Genomic DNA, 17,556 nt, shown 5'->3' with positions numbered 1-17,556 from the left:
CATCACCGCGTCCCCGCCGTCTCGCGCGCGGTCGAGGCGCCGGCATGACGATTGAGCTCGCCGTACCAGGCGATGAGCGCCTCGCCCAGCGGCCCGTCGATCTTGTCGGCGACCCGCCACGCCTGCTCACGCGCGCCGTCCTTCCACAGGCGGTAGCTGCGCAGTGTCTCGGCCATCGTGTCCCAGCCCGGGTGGCCGGTCACGTCCCGGGCCTCGACCTGGTCGAGCAGATCGTCGAAGCCCCGCCACGGTGTGGTGAGGTCCGGCATGACCGCGCTCGCGGTCACCGCGGTCAGCTCTTCCGCCTGGTCGAGATGGTTCTCGTAGATGTGCAGTGATCCCACGTGGTGGTGGAAATCGCCCAGCTCGGCGCCGAGCCAGCCCGCGACCAGCTCATGCAGCACGGTGTAGAAGAACAGGTCGTACGGCATGCCGATCCACACGTCCTGACCACGCATCGTCGTCGACATGTGCAGGCGGCCGGCACGCAGATGGAAGCCGAAGCCCAGCGTGCAGGGCACGTCCTTGTGCCCTGCAGCGTCCTGGGCCGGGTCGTAGAGCTGGATCAGGGCCCGGCGGGAGTCGGGGTCCTCTTTGAGGATCTCGACGATGCGGCTCAGCTGATCCACGTTACCGGCCCACTTCCGCATACGTGGCCCGTACGCGCCCCGCAGGACACCGTCGTCGGCGTACTGCCGCAGGCGCGCGTTGTAATCGAAGATCCACGGAGCGTCCGAGCCGGAGAGGTGCCAGACGGTCTCCGCCACGGCGAACGCCGGATTGATGACGCGTGCCGGCGGCGCGTACAGCAGGCGAGCCCGCGGCTGGGTCAGCCGCATGTGGACGTCGAGCACCTCACGGGTCGCCATGCCGCGAGGGCTGACCCTGTCGCCGCTCTTGGCCAGGGTGACAGCGCCGACGAACAGTTCGGCGACGCTGTCGGCGGTCAGGTGTGTCATCGGACAGGTACTCCTTCGCCCTGCGGCCGTCCGGACTTGGCGGCGCGGGCATCGTGGTTGCTGTGGTGGGAGTGCATGGCATGGCCGCCCGAGCGGCGGGTGATGAGGCATGCGACTTGGGCTGCGCTGTCACCGCGCCACCGGCACACCGCGTCCGTCGCCGCCCGGTCGGCAGGCGGGTGCGGACCGCGCAGTGCGACGAGAGCGTCGGCGATGTCATCGACGGTGCTGCACCGCCGTGCAAGGCCGTGGTCGGAGAGTCCGAGCGTGCGCTCGCCGGGCGAACCCAGTTCGAGCACCGGCACGCCCATCAGCGCGGCTTCGATGCCGCACGTCGAATAGGCGCTTGCCAGGGCGTCGGCACCGGCGAGGCAGCCACGAGCGCCGACCCGGGGATCGGCCACGGCCACGAGCGGCCGACCGTGCCGTTCGAGCAGGGGGGCGAAGACGTCGATGCTCTGCGCCGGGTGCGGCGCGATGACGAGGCCCCAGTCGCTGCCGGCCTGCCACAGACCGTCCAGCAGCAGGTCGGCCTGGGCCTTGAGCCGGTCAGGACCGAAGGGCTGGCAGGCCCACACCGCGATACGGGCAGGACTGCGACGCGGGCCGTGGGCCAGCAGATGTTCCAGGTAGCGCCGCTGGGTATCGCGGCCGAGGCCAGCGAGTACATCGAAGCGGGGCTGGCCCAGGACATGGACTTCGGCGTCAGGGTGGCGCACCCACTCCTTCGCGAGGGGGAGGTCCCGCTCACCCATGACCACGATGTCGCGGCTGTGCAGGGCGGGCCATGCGACCGACTCAGCCGTCCAGGCCCCGTGCTGGACGTGCACCGTGTTCATCCCATGGCGCTCTGCCACATGTACGGCCAGCGCACCCAGCGGGCTGGTGTCGTTGCTGACCAGGACGGTATGCGGCCGTACGGCGGCGAGAACGCCGTCCAACCATGTCTCCGCCCGGACCACGGATCGCCAAGACGGCTGGGTGCACCCGCCGCTCGTCTCCAGAAGTACGGACACGAGGCGGAGCAATCGGGCCAGTCGGAGCTCGTGCTCGTCGACTCGAACGAAGGGGCCGTCATCCTGCGGCCTCAGCCCGTCTACGACGCCGGAGAGGTCGAAGAGACTGGGCGGAGGCGAGCACAGGTTCACCCCCGCGACGCCCGAAGCCGGACACCGCTCCGCCGGGTCGGTCGCCAAGTCCACCACGAGGCTGGGGCGCCCGTTCCTGGCCAGCTCCTCCAGCACTGGCAGCAGAGTGGCCGCGTGACGGGACGACCACGACAACGCCACCACCTCGCTCACTGGAAGCTCCGAGGGCGCCGGGCTCGGCACCGATGCGGCCGTCAGGGCAGGAGGGAGGTTGCGTAACTGCGCGGATCGGAGGGGGTTGTGAAGGGCTGCGGCTCCGAGCAGGTAGGCAATGCCCGACCAGGTGACCGTGTACGCCCGGTACTCGCGGGAGCTGCTCGACCGCAGCCCGACGAGTCCTTCGTAGGGCGCGAGTCTCAGCGGACCTGGGGCCTTGGCGAACGGCTCCCACGCGCTGAGCGCCGCCAGCTTACGTACGACCTGTGCCACCAGGCGCCGCGCCGGCACGTGCTGGACGTACAGCCACCCCGCGCCACCCGGAGTCCTCGCGAGGTCGGCGCCGTACGCTTCGAGGGCCTCCATCACATGGTTGACCCGTGCTTCAGCATCGCGTGGGTCGAAGGGCAGGGCCTCCAGTTCGGACGTGGTGATCCGGTCGGACTTCATGGTCGCGAGCGCGGCCTCGCCGACCAGCGCCCACAGGGGCTTGCCATCGGAGTCGGTGCGGGCGATGCCCAAGGCGCTGCGCTTGGTCGGCGTCATACCAGGCTCCCTTCGAGGATCGGCCCGGTGTTCATGAGCCGCAGCAGGTCCTTCGGCGATTCGGCGACGACGGGGGCCGGGGGGCTCGGGGTGCCGTAGCCCCAGCCCGCGTGCACGTACGAGACGCCGGCGCGACGGGCTGCCTCCTGGTCGACCGCCATGTCTCCGACGTACAGGGCATCGGCCGGGTCGGCGCCCAGGTCGATCAGGGCGAGCAGGATTGGGTCTGGCGCGGGTTTCCCCCGCCCTATCCCGTTCGGCGTGCGTACCGTGGCGAAAGGGACGCCGAGCTGAGCCAGGAGAGGGGTGGCTCGCGCCAACGGCTTGGACGTGACAATCCCCAGCCGCCAGTCGGCAGCGGCGAAGGCATGCAGAACCTCCATGACGCCGTCGAACTGTCGGGCAAGGTGAGAGGCGGCCGTCGACGCCTTGGAGTAGGTCTGGTGGATCGGCTCGGCGTCAGCGAGCCCGAGCTGCTGCATGATGTCGGCGAAGGGCCGACCCAGGTGACGCTCGTACTCCCCGAACGGCACGTCGAGGCCGTGGTCCTCACAGACCTGGCGCCACGCGCGCTTCATGACCGGGCGGGTGTCGACGAGCACGCCGTCCAGGTCCAGCAGCAGCACACGTACGGCATCGACGTCGAGGCCCCGCCTCGTTCCGCCGGAGGTCGGCGCGGGTGAGGAAGTAGGCCGGGATGACATCAGGGATCTCCAAGGGAAGGGGTTAGGAGGTGAAGGGCGACTCGGTGCGCCTCACGAGAGCGATCACTCTCTTGCCGCGTCCGTCTTCCTTGGGACAGGCAGTCCAGGCGTCGGCCGCTGCCGACACGAGGTGTAGGCCCCGTCCGCTGGTGGCATAGAGCGAGGCGATCTGAGGCACTGGGGGCTCAGGGGAGTTGTCTTCGACCTCGATCCCCACAACACCTGCCTGCAGGGCTAACGTCAGCGTGATCTCTTCGACGGGCTCGCCTTCCACTCTGGATGGAAGGCTCAGGTCCACGCCCGGAGTTCGGCCGTGCCGCTCGGCGTTGGTGGTGAGCTCGCTGACGATCAGTACAGCCTGGTCCAGAAGGTCTTCCACCCCCCACGCCATCAGCGCTTCCCGGGTGAAGGACCGCGCCTTGCCCGGAGCCCTGTCGTTGGCGGCGAGCGTCAGGGTCTTCTTCTGTTCGGGAGCGCTGATCACACTCCCCAGACTTTCGATTCGGTCCATGCTCGCCTTCTCACAACTGGTGCTTGAGCCCGCGGAGGACTCGATCGGCGGTCTTGTCGGAGTGGTCGAAGCGGCGGAGGTTTTGCCCGAGCACGGCCACCGGCGGGGGGTGGTCGAGGTGCCGTACGCCAGACGTCGGAGCGGGAGCGCGCCCGTCGCCCGGCACAGTCCGGGTGGCGGTGCCAGTCGTGTGGCTGGTCTTCACCGGTTTCCTCCCGGGCAAAGGCAGTTGGTGGTTTCGTTGACCACGAGCGAACCGTGGATCACATCGCGGCGGTATCTCCCGGCGGCTGTCGGGGCCGTCAAACCCGTCAAAGATCGTTTTGGTGAACCGAGGTAGACGATGGCGCGCGAGCGGAACGTGAAGCTGGCCGACGCGATCGCGGAAACAGGCTGGTCGCAGCAGAAAGTGGCGGCTGCCTTTGTGCGGGTCGCGGCCGAGGTGGAAGCGAGGGAACTGCTGGGCACCAGCCGCTCGCACATCGCCATGTGGGTGGCGGGAACACAGCCCTCGGGCAGAGCGCCCCTTATCTTGTGCGAGACGTTGTCCCGACGACTCCAACGCCCCATCACGCCAGCCGAGATTGGGCTCTCCGCGCCGGACGCGGGTGCAGCCGCAGCATCGGAGTGGAACGTCGATACGCTGACTGCGCTGGTAGACCTTGGGAGAAGCGACGTGGATCTCGAACGCCGCCGATTGCTGGCCGGCGCCGCCTACTCGGTGGGTGGCCTGGTTCTGCCTGGACAGCAGTGGTGGGATGAGGCTCCCCAGCGGGCAAAGTCCCGCCCCGCCGCGACGAGCCGCAGGGTCGGGGCCGCCGAAGTCAGCGCTGTGCGTGAGATGACAGAGTTCTTCTCTCGAAGAGACCAGCGACACGGCGGCATGGATGGCCGCACGGCCCTCTACCAGTACCTCGTCGACGACGTTGCCAGGTACGTCGGAGGGGTATTCACCAGCGACGACACTCGTCGCGCCCTCCTCGCCGCTGCCTCCGAGGCGGTGTACGTCGCCGGCTGGATGAGCTTCGACGCCTCTCACCATGAGGCCGCGCGGCGCTACTTCACGCTGGCGCTGAAGCTCGCGGCGGAAGCCGACGACGCTCCCCTCGCTGGCCACATCCTGCGGGCGATGGCTCACCAGGCAACGGATCTCGGCCACCCACGGGCTGCCGTCGACCTCGCCACGGCTTCCGTGGAGCGTAAGCGGTACACCCTCGCGACCCCTCGCGAGCGGGCACTGCTCGGAGTGGTGCAGGCACGCAGTCTTGCTGCCAACGGACAGAAGCGGGCCGCGATCGCAGCGCTTCTCCGCGCCGAGGACGACCTGGCTGCGGCGGACGTCGGTGACGAGGATCCGAGTCGGGTGTGGTTCTTCCAGCGGGCTTCCCTGGCCCACGAGACCGCCCGCACCCTGTGGACGCTCGGCGATCTCGACGGAGCGCTCCAAGAATTCAACAACAGCGTGCTGACCAGGAAGGCCGACACCTTCAGCCGGACCCACGCGGTGACGTTGGGCTACATGGGCACTGTGCAGGCCCGCAAGGGGAACGTGGAGTCCGCGTGCCACACGTGGGCACAGGCCCTGGACGCGATGGAGGGCGTCCAGTCGGGCAGAGCACGCGAGGCAGCCGTGAACATGCGCCGGATGCTGTCCCCTTTCCGTAATCGGGGAATCAGCGTGGCGGCGGAGATCGACGAGCGCGCCAAGGCCGTACTCGAACGAGTAGCCTGACGGCGCCATGGTGGTGAAGGCGGGCATGCTGTGGCTGACCGCCTTGCCGTGCCGCGAGCGGAGAAGGGGGAACCCGTGTCCACAAAGTCCATCGAGGTGCCGGTGATCGCCGAGGTGGTCGGGGGCCACAAGGGGCGCCTCGACGACTTCAAGGGCGGTGTGGAGTCGATCATTCGGCTGCGCCCGGAGTACCCGGAGGAAACCCTGCAGGGGATCGAGGAGTTCTCTCACCTCCAGGTCACCTGGTTCTTCAACTTCGGCTCTCCTGAGGACGTTGCCCTCCACGCGCGCAGCCCGCGGGACAACCCGGACTGGCCGGCGACGGGAACCTTCGTGCACCACAACCACCGGCGTCCGGCTCGCCTCGCGACCTCGTTCCCGCGGTTGCTCCGCGTCGACGGACGGGATCTGCATGTGACGGACCTCGACGCTGACGACGGCACGCTGGTGGTGGATTTGGTGGCGGTCTTCAAGGAGTTCCTGCCGCGCGGCCCCGTCACCCAGCCCGCGTGGCCCGGCGAGATGCTGAAGGACTACTGGAGGCACGCCGCCGAGCGCTGACTCAAGGCATCTTCCGTAACCGAGGCTGGCGGCCGGCCGGGACTTAGCCGCCCGAGCGGGCGCCAACCAGGGTCGCGCAGGGCTGTACCGGCAGGCACTCATCACTCGGTGCCTCCGGCGGCGACGGCTGCGGCGCCTTCGCCTGGGGGAGCCGTCTGTTCACCACGGATCAGCAGCAGATGGGCGCCGGTTTCGGTCAGCTGACTGCGCCGTTCAGCCGCTATGGCCTTGGGGCCGAGGTGCAACGGGGTGGGAAGTACCACCCCATAGGACCGAGTGGCCGTGAGGGCATCGAGCATGCCCACGAACGCGGACGGCGTGGCAGAGCAACGCTCCATGTAGACGCCGGCCAGTGTCAGCTCGTGACGACGGCAGTAGTCGCTGATCGCCATCGTCAGGGCCAGCTGACGAGCACGCGAGACCCGCACCAGGCGCAGGTAGCCGAACACGAGCGGACCGGTGACGTGCCGCTGTTCGGTGAGGGGTTCCAAGATCATGACCGTCCATCAGGCCGTCTTCGGAGGGGCACTTCGAGCCTGATGGCGGCCGGGCGGTCGGGGAATCCACGGCCGTCCCACTTCTGTCCCACTTCCGTCCACCTGGCGCGACTCAGCGTGCTTCGATGGCGACGGAAAGGAGTGGCACGTGGCGACCGTTCATGAATGGACCGGCCTGGAGGCACTTGCCCTCCGGAAGGCTCTCCGCTTGAGCGTGCGCGCCTTCGCCGAAAGACTGGGCGTCTCGGTCAATACCGTCAGCAACTGGGAAAAGTTTCTGGCCAAGCGGCGACCCAATACGGAGAGCCAGGCCATCTTGGATACAGCGCTGGCCCAGGCGAACGCGCAGACACACGTGCGTTTCGAAACAGAGCTCGCCAAACTCGCCAAGGGGAACAATCCTCCGGAAACGACCGGGCGTGTCACCATTCCCCGCCCACGAGCTTGGGACTACGAGACGTGGGCCGACGACCTGGAGCGCGCAGTGGTGGCCCTTGCCCGCCAAAACTTTCCCTTCGCAGAATCACTTCTGCACCGCTGGACCTCTCGCTACAAAGCCTCGGAGTTGGATGAACGGGGCTTGTCCCTGCTGGCACGTTCCACCGCGCTGCACGGAGACCTGATGCGAGACCAGGGGGCCGTCGTAGGCCCACTCTCGGCCCAGCGCGCATACGCCAACGCTCGTTCGCTCTATATGCAGTTGGCGATCCCGCGCCGCGTAGCTCAGCTCGATCTCTCCCTAGCCGTCGTCACGGAGATGGTCGGCGAACTTGAGACAGCGGCGCGCCAGTACGAGGACCTGGCAGCCGACGATCGACTGTCCCCTCGTGACCGTGCCCGCGCTCGTCTGTGGGTGGGCACGGCTCTGAGCAAGGACGGCAACCACGACTATGCGGTCAGCGTGATGGAAACAGCGGTCCACGTCTTTGAGGACCTCGCCGAACAGGAGGACTGGTCGGTCGCGCAACAGAAGCTGGCCCTCGCTCACCGCGGTTCCGGGAACCTCGATGCCGCCCTGCGCCTCATCGACCTTGCACGCAGTACGGGCGTCACGGAATCGCCCATGCAGCGGGTACGCCTGGACACCGCATATGGCCACATCCTGCTCTCCGATCCCGCCACCCTGGATGATGGGCTACCCGTCCTCGACGACGCTGCCAGGGAGGCGGCCCAGTACGGGCTGAGCCACCAGCTCCGCAGCATCACGGACATCCGGAGGACGGCCGACGGGGCAGCCCGCCCCACACGATGGTGACCAGGGAGATAAGCGAGTGACCGACAACCAGCCGGCCATCACCGAGGAGCAGATCAGCAAGGCCAAGCTGGTCTGGGACTTCCACCAGATGCATCACGACGTGGGCCCCGTCGATGTCGCGATCGGGCTCGGCAGTCACGACCTCGGCGTGGCCGCCTTCAGCGCCGAGCTGTACCGCGCCGGCCTGTTTCCCACTCTTGTGTTCACCGGCGGCAACAGCCCGACCACAGCCAAGGTGTTCCCCCGTGGGGAAGCCGTGCACTTCCGCGAGCACGCCCTCGCCCTAGGTGTGCCGGATAGCGCAATCCTCGTGGAGCCGAACGCCGGCAACACCGGCCAGAACATCACCCTGTCCCGCGAGGTCCTCGCATCCGCCGGCATCACGCCGAAGTCCGTGCTGCTTGTCTCCAAGCCCTACATGGAGCGCCGCTCCTTCGCCACCGCCCGCAAACTCTGGCCCCAGGTCGAGGTGACCTGTGCCTCGGAGTCCATGGAGTTCGACGACTACCTCAAGAGCATCGGCGACGAGAAGCTCGTCATCGACATGCTCGTCGGCGACCTCCAGCGTGTTATCGAGTACCCGAAGCTCGGGTTCGCCATCGAGCAGCATGTCCCGGAGGACGTACATGCCGCGTACGAGTCCCTTATCCGCGCCGGATTCACCAGCAGACTCATCGCCTCATGACCTCCCCGCGCCCGGTGGGCTGTGCGCGATCCATCAGCCGAACTTCCTGCCGCGACTGAACACTCTGGCCAAGCTGTTCGCGGCGGATTACTGGATCGTGCTCGAAGACGTCCAGTTTGCCCGCCGCGACTACCAGCACCGTGCCCGGCTGGCCAGCATGTCCCACCCAGGCCGACGTCAATGGCTCTCGATCCCTACCCACCTTCCTCATGGTCGGTCGACCCTCATCCGGGATGCTCTTCTGGTCGATCCGGAACGCTCACGTCGGCGAGTCATGCACATGCTCGCGCAGCACTACGGCAGCTCCACTGACTGGCCGCTCTTCCGGGAGGAATTGGACTCTGTGCTCGACGAGTTCTGGCGAACGGACAAGACTGCTGATGTGGCCGAGGCATCCACGCGGATGCTCCTCGGGCTGATGGGGTGGAAGGGCCGCATCCTGTACAGCAGTCGTTTGCCCGCCCGCTCTGAGCGGTCGCAGCGACTCGCCGACCTCGCAGCGGTGACCCAGGCCCGGAGCTACATCTGCGGTACCGGCGGTACACGCTACCTCGGTGTGGTCCCCTTCACCGCTCACGGGATAAGCGTGGTTCCCTTCCGTACGCCTGCATCTGGGGTGTGGGATGGCGGGCACGAGCTAAGCGCCGTGCACCCCCTCATGACCTACGGCATCCGGGCCGTAACCAAGGAAGTGCGCGCCGTTGCCACCTTGTACCGCTTCGCCGATTAACATGCAAACTATTCGCATTAGGTCGGTGACAAGACGGCCTGCGACGGTCCTACTCCTTGGGTCGGGTCGATCTACGGCCGGGCGGTCATTTCGTCCTTACTGGGAAAAGCGTAGCCAGCGGTGAGAACGCTCCAAACAGCTCCGCAGCCCGCAGCAACTAAGCGTATCCGGGGCATAAAGGGACCTGTGGCCTTCAGTATTCGCTCACGGCAGACGAGAAAGCACGTCCAAAGGCTGGAACGCTACGCGGGGCTATGTCAATCTATAAGACCTCGAAAGAATGTGGGCAGGTGAATGGCCCACCGCTCGCAAGGTGAGGATCTTCTTCTTAGGCGTGCTAGCTCATATCAGTTCGGTTGATCATCCTGTTGACCTCTCCTTTTGGTGCCTACCGCTTGGATTTCACCCAGCAGGCCCTAGCATCGGAGCGTCTCAGCGGCCCTGGAAGTTGGTGCCGTGGTTGTCAGCCGATGGTCGGCTTCTTGCCTGGCGCGACCGGAACATAGACCACGATCGCCGGTTAGCCAAACCGGCGATCGTGGCGACCATTGAGGGTGTTCGCGGTCGGCTGTGCTTGGCGGTGGAGCCGCACCGAACGCAGGACAGCGCTTGAGCCTGAGAGGAGAACAAGAGCGTCGCTGGCCTGCGACCTTCTGGCATCACCAGTACGCCTCCGCCTGGAGGTGGCAATGCCTCTTCCTGCTCAACAGGCCAGCTGAACCGATGCGTCGGCTCCTTTCACATCCCACTCTCAAGGACTCACCATGCCTGCCCGTCTGATGTCCATTCCCGCTGTCGCCGCCGCCTTGGACGTCGATCGCCGCACTGTCTACCGCTTCATTGCAGCCGGGGAACTTCCGGTCGTCGACCTGCGCACCGGAACGGGCCGCTCGCGCGTCCGTGTCCCCGCATCCTGCTTGGAGGAGTTCATTACCAGCAGATCAGTCCCTTCCCCGCCCGCCCGCCGCTGACCTTCGCTGTCAGCATGGTCCTCACCGTCCCCGGAATAAAGGAGTAGTGCCGCGTACCTGCGCAAGTTGAAGTCCGGCAAGTGGCAGGCGACCGTACGCAACCGGACAGGAGACCGGTTCAGTGAGTCATTCCCTCTCAAGGCTCAGGCGCGAGCTTGGGGCATCGAGATGGAAACCCAGTTCGCTCGCGGAGGTATGCGCGACCCGAGGGCCGGCGAAATGGTGTTCCGTGAGTGGCACGACCGTTGGTGGAGCGCTCGGGTGGTCGAGCGCCACACCATGCGAGGCGACGCCTCCTGCATCAAAAACCATGTCATGCCCTACTGGGCGGACTGGGAGATGCGCGCCATCACCCGAATGGACGTCCAGAGCTGGGTCCGCTCCCTGGTCGAGAAGGGCACGGGTGCTGCCGCGATCAAGCGGGCCTACAACCTGACGTCCTCGATCATGCGCGCGGCCGTCGACGACGACGTGATCACGGTGAGCCCTTGCCGCAGCATCGACCTGCCCAAGATCGCAGTTAAACCGCCGCAGTGGTTCACACTCGATCAGGCGCAGAGCATCTTGGACGAACTGCCGTCCCCCTGGAGGACGATGTGCCTGCTCGGCTTCTACACCGGATTGCGCTGGGGTGAACTTTCCGGCCTTCACCGACACCGCATCGACCAGCGTCGCTCGCGACTGTTCGTGGTGGAGGTCAACACTAAGAGCGGCATCAAGGAGTACCCGAAGAGTTCTAAGAGCCGCCGGGAAGTTCCGCTGCCATCCCATGTCCTGGAGGCGCTTGAGCGCCACATCTACGGGCTAGACCGTGACGCGGTGGTATTTACCACCATCACCAAGGGCAGGGCTGGACGACTCCTCGATGACGGCAACTGGCGGCGGCAGACCTGGTGGCCGGCTGTGGAAGGCGCCTACTACTTTGACGGCGACGGTGAGCAGCAGCTCGTCCCGCGCTACCCACCGCACTCCATGCGCCACACCTGCGCCTCGTGGCTGGTTCAAAAGGGAGTCTCGCTCTACGAGGTCCAGCACCTCCTCGGCCACGAAAGCTTCCAGACCACGCAGCGATACGCCCACCTGCAGCCGGACGCTCACAAGGCTGTTCTCGGGGCATGGGAACGTCTGGAGACGCCGTTGACCATAGCTGCATAAAAGTGACTTCACCCTGTCCGTACTGGACAGGGTGAAGTCGTTTCGTGTCGTTCAAGCCCGGGTCACGGGAGTGGGCCGACTCGTCGGTGAGATGGTGTGCGGCTCACCGACGAGTCTTAGTGATCGTGCTCCAGTGGGCAGAAGTTCGGGTACGGCGAGACGGTGAGAGTAGGTCAGGTCCTATACCAGAGCCCTGACTGGCCTTGGGGCTGGCACGGTGTAGCAGCTGGCGGTCGGCTCCGGGGTGGTTCGCTGTGAGGCCGCATTACTCTGCGGCCGTGACGCTTATCGCTGTGACCTGTATGTTCTCCCGCCTCGATACATCGGGGCATGTTTCCGATGGCATTTCCCTTTGCCGTCACCGATGTGCACTGACTCTCTTACTTCTTCGAGATCGGATGGGAGACTCCATCTGTTGGGTAAAACTGGTAACGCAGCCCCCGGCCTACCACCCGGAACCGGTCACGTCCGGCCGCCGCGAGTGGGTTTGGCAGTTCGAGCACGCGTCGCCGTTCTGGATCGAGGGCAGAGGTGATCAGCAAGATCCGATAGCGGGTGCTGCGTGCGTACTCTCGCGCAGCCCTTTCCTCGGAGACACCAAGTTCGAACTCCATCTGCTCCGTGTAGGACTCGCTGGTTGCCTTCACCTCGTAAAGGCGTGTGCTGCCGCGGTAGGCCACCTCAAAGTCGTAGCCGTGGGCGTCGGATGCTGCCGCGTCCTCGAAGAGGACCGCGGCGTAGCCCGAGACCCAGTGGACCTCGGCGTACCGGCGCTCCAGCCAGGCGCGTGCGGAGACCTCGCCCACCAGGCCGATGGCCGCCTTCTGTTCCTCGGTCAGCTGGGCCTTACGCGATACGACGACCCTCGTCGTCCGTGCGTCTGGTGTGCGGCGGGGTTGCGGTACGGGCGCCATGATGTCGAGACGCACCTTCCCGGACTGCCCGAGGAAGGTCTCGTCGACCGTGTGCGCCGCCAGGTCGGCGATGGCTGCAAAGTGGTCCCGCCCCACGACGATCTCTTCTTCGCCGATCTTGATCGTGGGCTGGACGGATCCGCGGGATCCGACGATGCCGGGTGATGGCACGGGCGGTTGTGCGAGGTCGTGGGCCGTGAGGCCCAGGAAGCCGGGGTCGGCACTGTGCGGCATGCCGGCCGGCCAACCCACGCTGCGGGCCACCTCGCTCAGGAGCCGCTTCTCGCTTAGGACGAGAAGGTCGGCCAATCCTGAACCGTGCACTGCGGTCCGCGCCTCCATCATGGGGGTGCTGTTCCAGCTGGGCGGCACGGGGACGCGGTGACGACGGCACCAGGCGGGCACCAGTTTCGTCAGTACGGAGACCAAGCGGTGGAGCGCTGCCGTGTTGAGGCTGCGTAGCTCGTCGACGGGCTCCAGATCACCCGCGCGTTCCAGGTCGTCTTCGGCTCCGTGAGACCGCAGCCAGTGGGCGACCCGTGCTCGCATCTGCTCCTCGGGAGGGGAGGCGAAGCGGGGCAGCCAGTCCGGGTCGGCAGTGAGGTCGTCCATATGGCGGGCCGCTGCGTACGCGGCCACGTCGCCTCCTCCTGCGGCCTGTGGCGCGTACCGCTCGCGCAGGCGGTCCAGGATGGAATCGGCGTGTGCGCGGAGGAACTCGCTGAACGTCCGGTCGTGGAGGTCCGGGTCGCAGACGGGCTTGTATGGGGCTCCGAGGGCGGCGAGCGCCTCGTTGAACGCCTGGTAGTCCAGCGCCAGGGCCTCGCGAAGCTCGGCGGGCGTCGTGGAGCTACGAGCGACGGTGAGCAGCTCGGCGGCGGGGAGCGGGAGGATGCACGGGAGCCCGCCGAGGACGGCAACCAGCTCCTCCTCGCTGGTGGCTTCATTCAGGGCCTCGGAAACCGCGCTGGCGCGGTCGGTGCCAGCCAGACAGACCAGGACGGGGCGGAGTTGCCGGACCGTGTGGTGCAAGTCGTTCGTGAGGCTGCGTCGCAGTTCCGAGATCCTGGACTCGGTCGTGTCGAGCGACAGCGCGAGTGTGCGGTCGTCGATGTGGTCCGGCATCTCGCCGCTCAAGTGCCGCTGCATCTTGACGAGAACGAGCTCCAGGGCGTCCTGCAAGGACGGCTGGTGGAGGAGCTGCGTGACCGCCGATGTGGCCGCCTGTAGTTCGTCCCAGTCACCGTCGCTATCGCTGGCGCCGTTCCAGACGACGACGGTCGGGTGGGCGGGATGGGGCAGCGGCAGGCTGCGGGTCGTCGGTGGGGGCTCCACGCGCTCGCCGGCGATCAGGATCTCAATCTCCTCGGCCCGGACGATCCGGATCGCGCGCAACCGGTCGAGCAGGGAGCGCACTGTGCGTTCGCTCCGGCGCAGGAACGCGCCGGACTTGAGCTCTATCACCAGGGCCACTACTAGGATCAGCCACTCCCGGCCCTCGGTCAGCCGGGCATGGTCGTCCGACGGCTTGATTGGCTTCTTGTCTCGGTTGTTCACCTGCACCCGCGCGTCGGAGAGCCGGGCCACGTTCACTCCGCCCGACTCCATTTTCTTCGCGATCCTCGCGCCGTCGTCGGATCCGGCGATCAGGACGGGATGACCTGCCAGTTCGACGAGTGTCTCCTTAAGCGGGTCGGATTCGTCGCAGACGTAGACCGGTTCCCCCTCGGAGGAGGGCGTGAGGGTGGTCAGTGTTTGCTCGCGGACCACCGCCAGCTGGACCGGCTCTCCGGCCGACCAGGGCCAGCGCCCGCTTTCCGCCACATAGGACCACGCCCTCCCGTAGTGCTTCTTGAACGAGACGCTGAGGTGGTCGGGCACCCCACCCGCGGCCACGATCGCGCCGAGGTCCCGCACGGCCGCCCCGGCGTGTTCGGATTCGTCCCAGAATCGCAGACCGCAGCGGCGCAGACGTTCGAGTACCGCCTTGTCGGCCAGAGCCCGACGGATCGAGAGGGGGAGCGAGGGGACGAACGCTGGAAGGTCTCCTTCGGCGCTGAACCAGGCACGGTTAGGCGGGACGAAGGCCGGACCGTCGGTGTCCCTGCCCTCCACCGGGACCCAGGGCATCGAGCGGAGGAAGGAGGCGAGCGGGCTCGGCCAGGTGTGGGGGTCGGGATTCCGGTCGTGGTAGGGCCGGTGAAGGGGGACGGTGAAGGCCGTGTCTCCCCAGGTGCGGAGCCCGATGAACAACAACTCCGCGAACTCTCGGCGGGCGGCAGGGCCCAGCTCCGCGACCTCGACGGCACCTGGCAGGTGCGGCAGCTGCCGGCGGAACTCGTACGGCGTCCAGGGGTGGGCGAAGCCGCTCCACGTACGGTCGACGTCCTTTGCCCAGACCCGTCCGAGCACGTCGCCGAGCGGCAGTCTCCTGGCCACGACTCCCGGTTCCATGTCCCGGCCGTTGGCTGCCCCGAGCCTGCCGCCGGCCCAGGAAAGGGGGAGGCCGTCGCCGACACCGATGGCCTTGAGGAAGTCGACGTAGGCCGCGAGGTCGCTGACCGGAACGGGCCAGTCGTCGGGGTCACTGAGCCAGCGCTTACGCAGGGCGGCCAGGGACGGGATCTCGTTGCCACCCGCGTCCAGGAACTTCGCCAGGCGTCGTCCTCCCTCGGTGCCCCAAGCGGGGGAAAAGAGGCAACGTGCCGCCTTGATCCAGTCGCCCTCACCAGTGGGCAGGCGGAAGCCTGTCTGGGGGAGCCGACGGCGCTCGACCTCGGTGAGTGAGGGGAAGAGGCGGAGGGCGAAGGACAAGGCATCTCGGCACAGGGCGTCCGAGGGGCTCTTGGCGAGGAGATCCCTCAGTGCCTCGAAGACCCGGCCGGGCCGGTACGGGCGTACCAGCCGGTGGGCTTCGAGGAAGGTACGTCCGGGACGTCCCCAGGCGATGCCGGGATGAGTGAAGGCCATCCGCCGACGCAGGGCCTTCAGCGCCTTCGGTACCTGAGCGGTGCCGTTGCCGCCCTCGTCCTCGGGATGGAAGAAGACGGTTTGCTCACTCTTGCCGGCCGTTTCCGCACCACCGAGCGCGGGCCAAAGCCGGCCGTCCTGATCGAGGATGATCCGTCGGCCGCGAAGGTCTTCGGGGTGGTCGGCGAACGCTTGCGCGAGGTCGTCGTAGAAGTCCGCCCACAAGGGATCTGGCCGTGCCTCTCCAGAGGGCTGCAACCGTTCGGCGACGCGCTCCACCCACGCCGCAGCCGTCCGTGACGAAGGGCGCATGAGCTTTGCGAGAAGGTCTTGGTGGAGTTTGAGCAGACGGGTCTCCCGAAGTGGCCCGACGGAAGGATCGAGGAGGCGACCTCCGGCCTCGGCCAGCGCCTCGGCGGTGAGGACCTTCCAGGGGCGCTTCTTGTCGGGCCATGCGAACGAACTCCGAAGCGTGCCCCACGAGTCGGCCCCGACCAGGGGAACGATTGGCTCGTCCGCCAGCTTCCCGTCGAGCACCCTGTCGATTCGGGCCGGGGCGTCCCAGCACACGAGGTCCAGGATGAGATGCCGGACTGCGGTACACGGCCCCTGGGCGCGCAGTGCCGAGACCAACTGCATGCAAAGTTCGGCTAATTGGTCCAGGAGGAACGCGTTTAGACCCACAGCCTCACTGATATGAAGCCGGGCCAGCTTGGTGAAGAACGGAGCATGGGCGTGGCCATGGAAGGGCGCACGGGCCGCATCCGACATCGGGAGGAAGGTGTACAGCAGACCGCGCTCCAGGTCTTCGTCCAGCCGAAGCGCGATCCCGACCCAGGCTTCGCCTTCCCACTTCAGCCACTTCGCGTCGATCTCCCGTGCCTCGATGCTCTGTTCGATCGCCCGTCGCAGCCCATCGGGGGCGAGCGTGCGGCGGGCCAGCAGATAACGCCCGCCTTCCGCGAGGTCGACCTCCTCGACCCACCCTCCCTCCTGTCGGGCCACCAGCCTGGACGGGGTCACCGAGCGCGCCAGTACGCGGCGACCGCCCCGGTCCCCGCTGTCCTGGACGTCCACGATCAGTTCACCTACCCGGTCCAGGAAGAGCAGGAGCGGTGCCTCGCCATCGATCGCTTCGGTGGCTTGCGCGATCGCGGCCTCCACCGCGTGCTTGTTGCGCAGCGGCAGACGTACGACCGTGGAGAATCCCTCCGCGGCCAGGGACATGAGCGTGGCATCGGGGTCCTGGGCCGGGACTGGCAGGGCCAGCGGCGAGATGTCCTCGATCACCCGGTCTGCCAGCTCCGGATCGTCCACCAGCTCGCGCACGTCCTCGGGACGCGCGAACCGGAAGCAGAAGCCGTCGAACTTCACCGATGACGGGGATGCCTTGGAGTAGACCTCGGGCCAGTCCGTCAGCTGGAGCACACTACGGAATCCGAGCCCCTTATTGCCAATGCCCTCCCCGGCGCCCTTGTCCGACAGGGCGACTTCCGTGATCGCGCGGAAGTTGCTGTCGGTGAATCCAGCGCCCTCGTTGGCGACGTACAGGACACCGTTCTCGCCGGCATGCGGGCAGACCAGGACAGCGATCCTTCCGGAGCTGGACTCGGCCAGGGCATCGTGCCCATTCTGGATGAGCTCCAGTACGGCCCGACCCTCGTACTCCTGGGCCGTGTCCTCACTGACCGACTTCAGGCTCTCGGCAAAGCGCCAGTCCTCGCCCGCCTGCTCGTAGATCTGGATGCGCCGCTGCGTCAACGCCGTGATGATGTCCTGGAAGGCCGTGCCAGCCTCCGCGTCTCCCATGGATGACATGACTTATCCCCCTCAGTGACCACGCACTCAACCGGTGCGTGCCGAAACCATGGCGCTCGCGCGGGGCCGCCCGCAGCAAGGCTCGCTCTTTCTAGCCAACCTTGGTAATGAGCCATGGACTGGCCAAAGACAGCTGCGTGGTGGCTCGGGATCAGAAGTCACCGGATGTGAGGCGGCCGTGAGATGGCTCAAAAGGATACTTCACATGCCCTAACTGTCAGTAACAGATGCTACGGCGCTGCAC

Annotated in this window: 13 protein-coding genes; 7 read left to right on the top strand and 6 right to left on the bottom strand. The window is 66.9% G+C overall.

What is annotated here, in order from left to right:
* Positions 1-2: 2 nt before the first annotated feature.
* The 4 genes from ACZ3KJ_RS22250 to ACZ3KJ_RS22235 form a co-directional block, all read right to left on the bottom strand.
* Positions 3-959, bottom strand: a complete 957-nt coding sequence (locus tag ACZ3KJ_RS22250) for a thymidylate synthase (protein WP_381079615.1) — start codon at positions 957-959, stop codon at positions 3-5.
* The gene (locus tag ACZ3KJ_RS22245; protein WP_467529336.1) at positions 956-2,809 is read right to left on the bottom strand and encodes a hypothetical protein; all 1,854 of its coding nucleotides are present in this window, start codon (positions 2,807-2,809) and stop codon (positions 956-958) included. The genes ACZ3KJ_RS22250 and ACZ3KJ_RS22245 overlap by 4 nt, the downstream gene beginning before the upstream one ends.
* Complete coding sequence (locus ACZ3KJ_RS22240; RefSeq protein ID WP_403441337.1) at positions 2,806-3,435, bottom strand: HAD family hydrolase; 630 nt, start codon at positions 3,433-3,435, stop codon at positions 2,806-2,808. Before ACZ3KJ_RS22240 ends, ACZ3KJ_RS22245 begins: the two co-directional genes overlap by 4 nt.
* A gap of 100 nt (positions 3,436-3,535) precedes the next feature.
* Positions 3,536-4,024, bottom strand: coding sequence for an ATP-binding protein (locus ACZ3KJ_RS22235; RefSeq protein ID WP_467529333.1), 489 nt, complete (start codon positions 4,022-4,024; stop codon positions 3,536-3,538).
* A 343-nt stretch (positions 4,025-4,367) separates the two neighbouring features.
* Between ACZ3KJ_RS22235 and ACZ3KJ_RS22230 the strand changes: the two genes are divergently transcribed.
* Both ACZ3KJ_RS22230 and ACZ3KJ_RS22225 read left to right on the top strand, forming a co-directional pair.
* Positions 4,368-5,756, top strand: coding sequence for a Tat pathway signal protein (locus tag ACZ3KJ_RS22230; RefSeq protein WP_467529331.1), 1,389 nt, complete (start codon positions 4,368-4,370; stop codon positions 5,754-5,756).
* A 75-nt stretch (positions 5,757-5,831) separates the two neighbouring features.
* A complete protein-coding gene (locus ACZ3KJ_RS22225) occupies positions 5,832-6,317 on the top strand; it encodes a TrmO family methyltransferase domain-containing protein (protein ID WP_100829610.1) in 486 nt (161 codons plus the stop codon).
* Positions 6,318-6,418: 101 nt separating this feature from the next.
* Here ACZ3KJ_RS22225 and ACZ3KJ_RS22220 read toward each other — a convergent pair whose 3' ends face one another.
* Positions 6,419-6,814 (bottom strand): hypothetical protein, encoded by a 396-nt coding sequence (locus tag ACZ3KJ_RS22220; protein WP_467529329.1) that lies wholly within the window; start codon positions 6,812-6,814, stop codon positions 6,419-6,421.
* 148 nt (positions 6,815-6,962) lie between these two features.
* Between ACZ3KJ_RS22220 and ACZ3KJ_RS22215 the strand changes: the two genes are divergently transcribed.
* The 5 genes from ACZ3KJ_RS22215 to ACZ3KJ_RS22195 all read left to right on the top strand — a co-directional run bounded on the left by ACZ3KJ_RS22215 (position 6,963) and on the right by ACZ3KJ_RS22195 (position 11,610).
* Positions 6,963-8,069: a helix-turn-helix domain-containing protein gene (locus tag ACZ3KJ_RS22215; RefSeq protein ID WP_467529328.1), complete on the top strand. Its 1,107-nt coding sequence runs from the start codon at positions 6,963-6,965 to the stop codon at positions 8,067-8,069.
* A 16-nt stretch (positions 8,070-8,085) separates the two neighbouring features.
* Positions 8,086-8,754, top strand: coding sequence for a YdcF family protein (locus tag ACZ3KJ_RS22210; protein ID WP_365169386.1), 669 nt, complete (start codon positions 8,086-8,088; stop codon positions 8,752-8,754).
* Positions 8,696-9,484, top strand: a complete 789-nt coding sequence (locus tag ACZ3KJ_RS22205; protein WP_467529326.1) for a WbqC family protein — start codon at positions 8,696-8,698, stop codon at positions 9,482-9,484. The genes ACZ3KJ_RS22210 and ACZ3KJ_RS22205 overlap by 59 nt, the downstream gene beginning before the upstream one ends.
* Before the next feature lie 764 nt (positions 9,485-10,248).
* Positions 10,249-10,455 carry a helix-turn-helix domain-containing protein gene (locus ACZ3KJ_RS22200; RefSeq protein ID WP_467529324.1) on the top strand — a complete coding sequence of 69 codons (207 nt, stop codon included), beginning with the start codon at positions 10,249-10,251 and terminating at the stop codon, positions 10,453-10,455.
* Positions 10,456-10,623: 168 nt separating this feature from the next.
* Positions 10,624-11,610, top strand: coding sequence for a tyrosine-type recombinase/integrase (locus ACZ3KJ_RS22195; RefSeq protein ID WP_467529322.1), 987 nt, complete (start codon positions 10,624-10,626; stop codon positions 11,608-11,610).
* Positions 11,611-11,990: 380 nt separating this feature from the next.
* Here the strand turns inward: ACZ3KJ_RS22195 and ACZ3KJ_RS22190 are convergent, their stop codons facing one another.
* On the bottom strand, positions 11,991-17,312 hold the full coding sequence (locus ACZ3KJ_RS22190) for a sacsin N-terminal ATP-binding-like domain-containing protein (protein WP_467529320.1): 5,322 nt from the start codon (positions 17,310-17,312) through the stop codon (positions 11,991-11,993).
* Positions 17,313-17,556 lie beyond the last annotated feature (244 nt).

The organism is Streptomyces sp. NPDC003248 (genome assembly GCF_055563235.1).
Note: the sequence above shows the minus strand (reverse complement) of the source record. Positions and strands in the feature narration are given on the sequence as shown.

Coding starts and splice junctions, on each gene's coding strand:
- ACZ3KJ_RS22250 (WP_381079615.1), bottom strand. CDS start 959: ATGACACACCTGACCGCCGACAGCGTCGCCGAACTGTTCGTCGGCGCT.
- ACZ3KJ_RS22245 (WP_467529336.1), bottom strand. CDS start 2,809: ATGACGCCGACCAAGCGCAGCGCCTTGGGCATCGCCCGCACCGACTCC.
- ACZ3KJ_RS22235 (WP_467529333.1), bottom strand. CDS start 4,024: ATGGACCGAATCGAAAGTCTGGGGAGTGTGATCAGCGCTCCCGAACAG.
- ACZ3KJ_RS22230 (WP_467529331.1), top strand. CDS start 4,368: ATGGCGCGCGAGCGGAACGTGAAGCTGGCCGACGCGATCGCGGAAACA.
- ACZ3KJ_RS22220 (WP_467529329.1), bottom strand. CDS start 6,814: ATGATCTTGGAACCCCTCACCGAACAGCGGCACGTCACCGGTCCGCTC.
- ACZ3KJ_RS22205 (WP_467529326.1), top strand. CDS start 8,696: ATGCCGCGTACGAGTCCCTTATCCGCGCCGGATTCACCAGCAGACTCA.
- ACZ3KJ_RS22200 (WP_467529324.1), top strand. CDS start 10,249: ATGCCTGCCCGTCTGATGTCCATTCCCGCTGTCGCCGCCGCCTTGGAC.
- ACZ3KJ_RS22195 (WP_467529322.1), top strand. CDS start 10,624: ATGGAAACCCAGTTCGCTCGCGGAGGTATGCGCGACCCGAGGGCCGGC.
- ACZ3KJ_RS22190 (WP_467529320.1), bottom strand. CDS start 17,312: ATGTCATCCATGGGAGACGCGGAGGCTGGCACGGCCTTCCAGGACATC.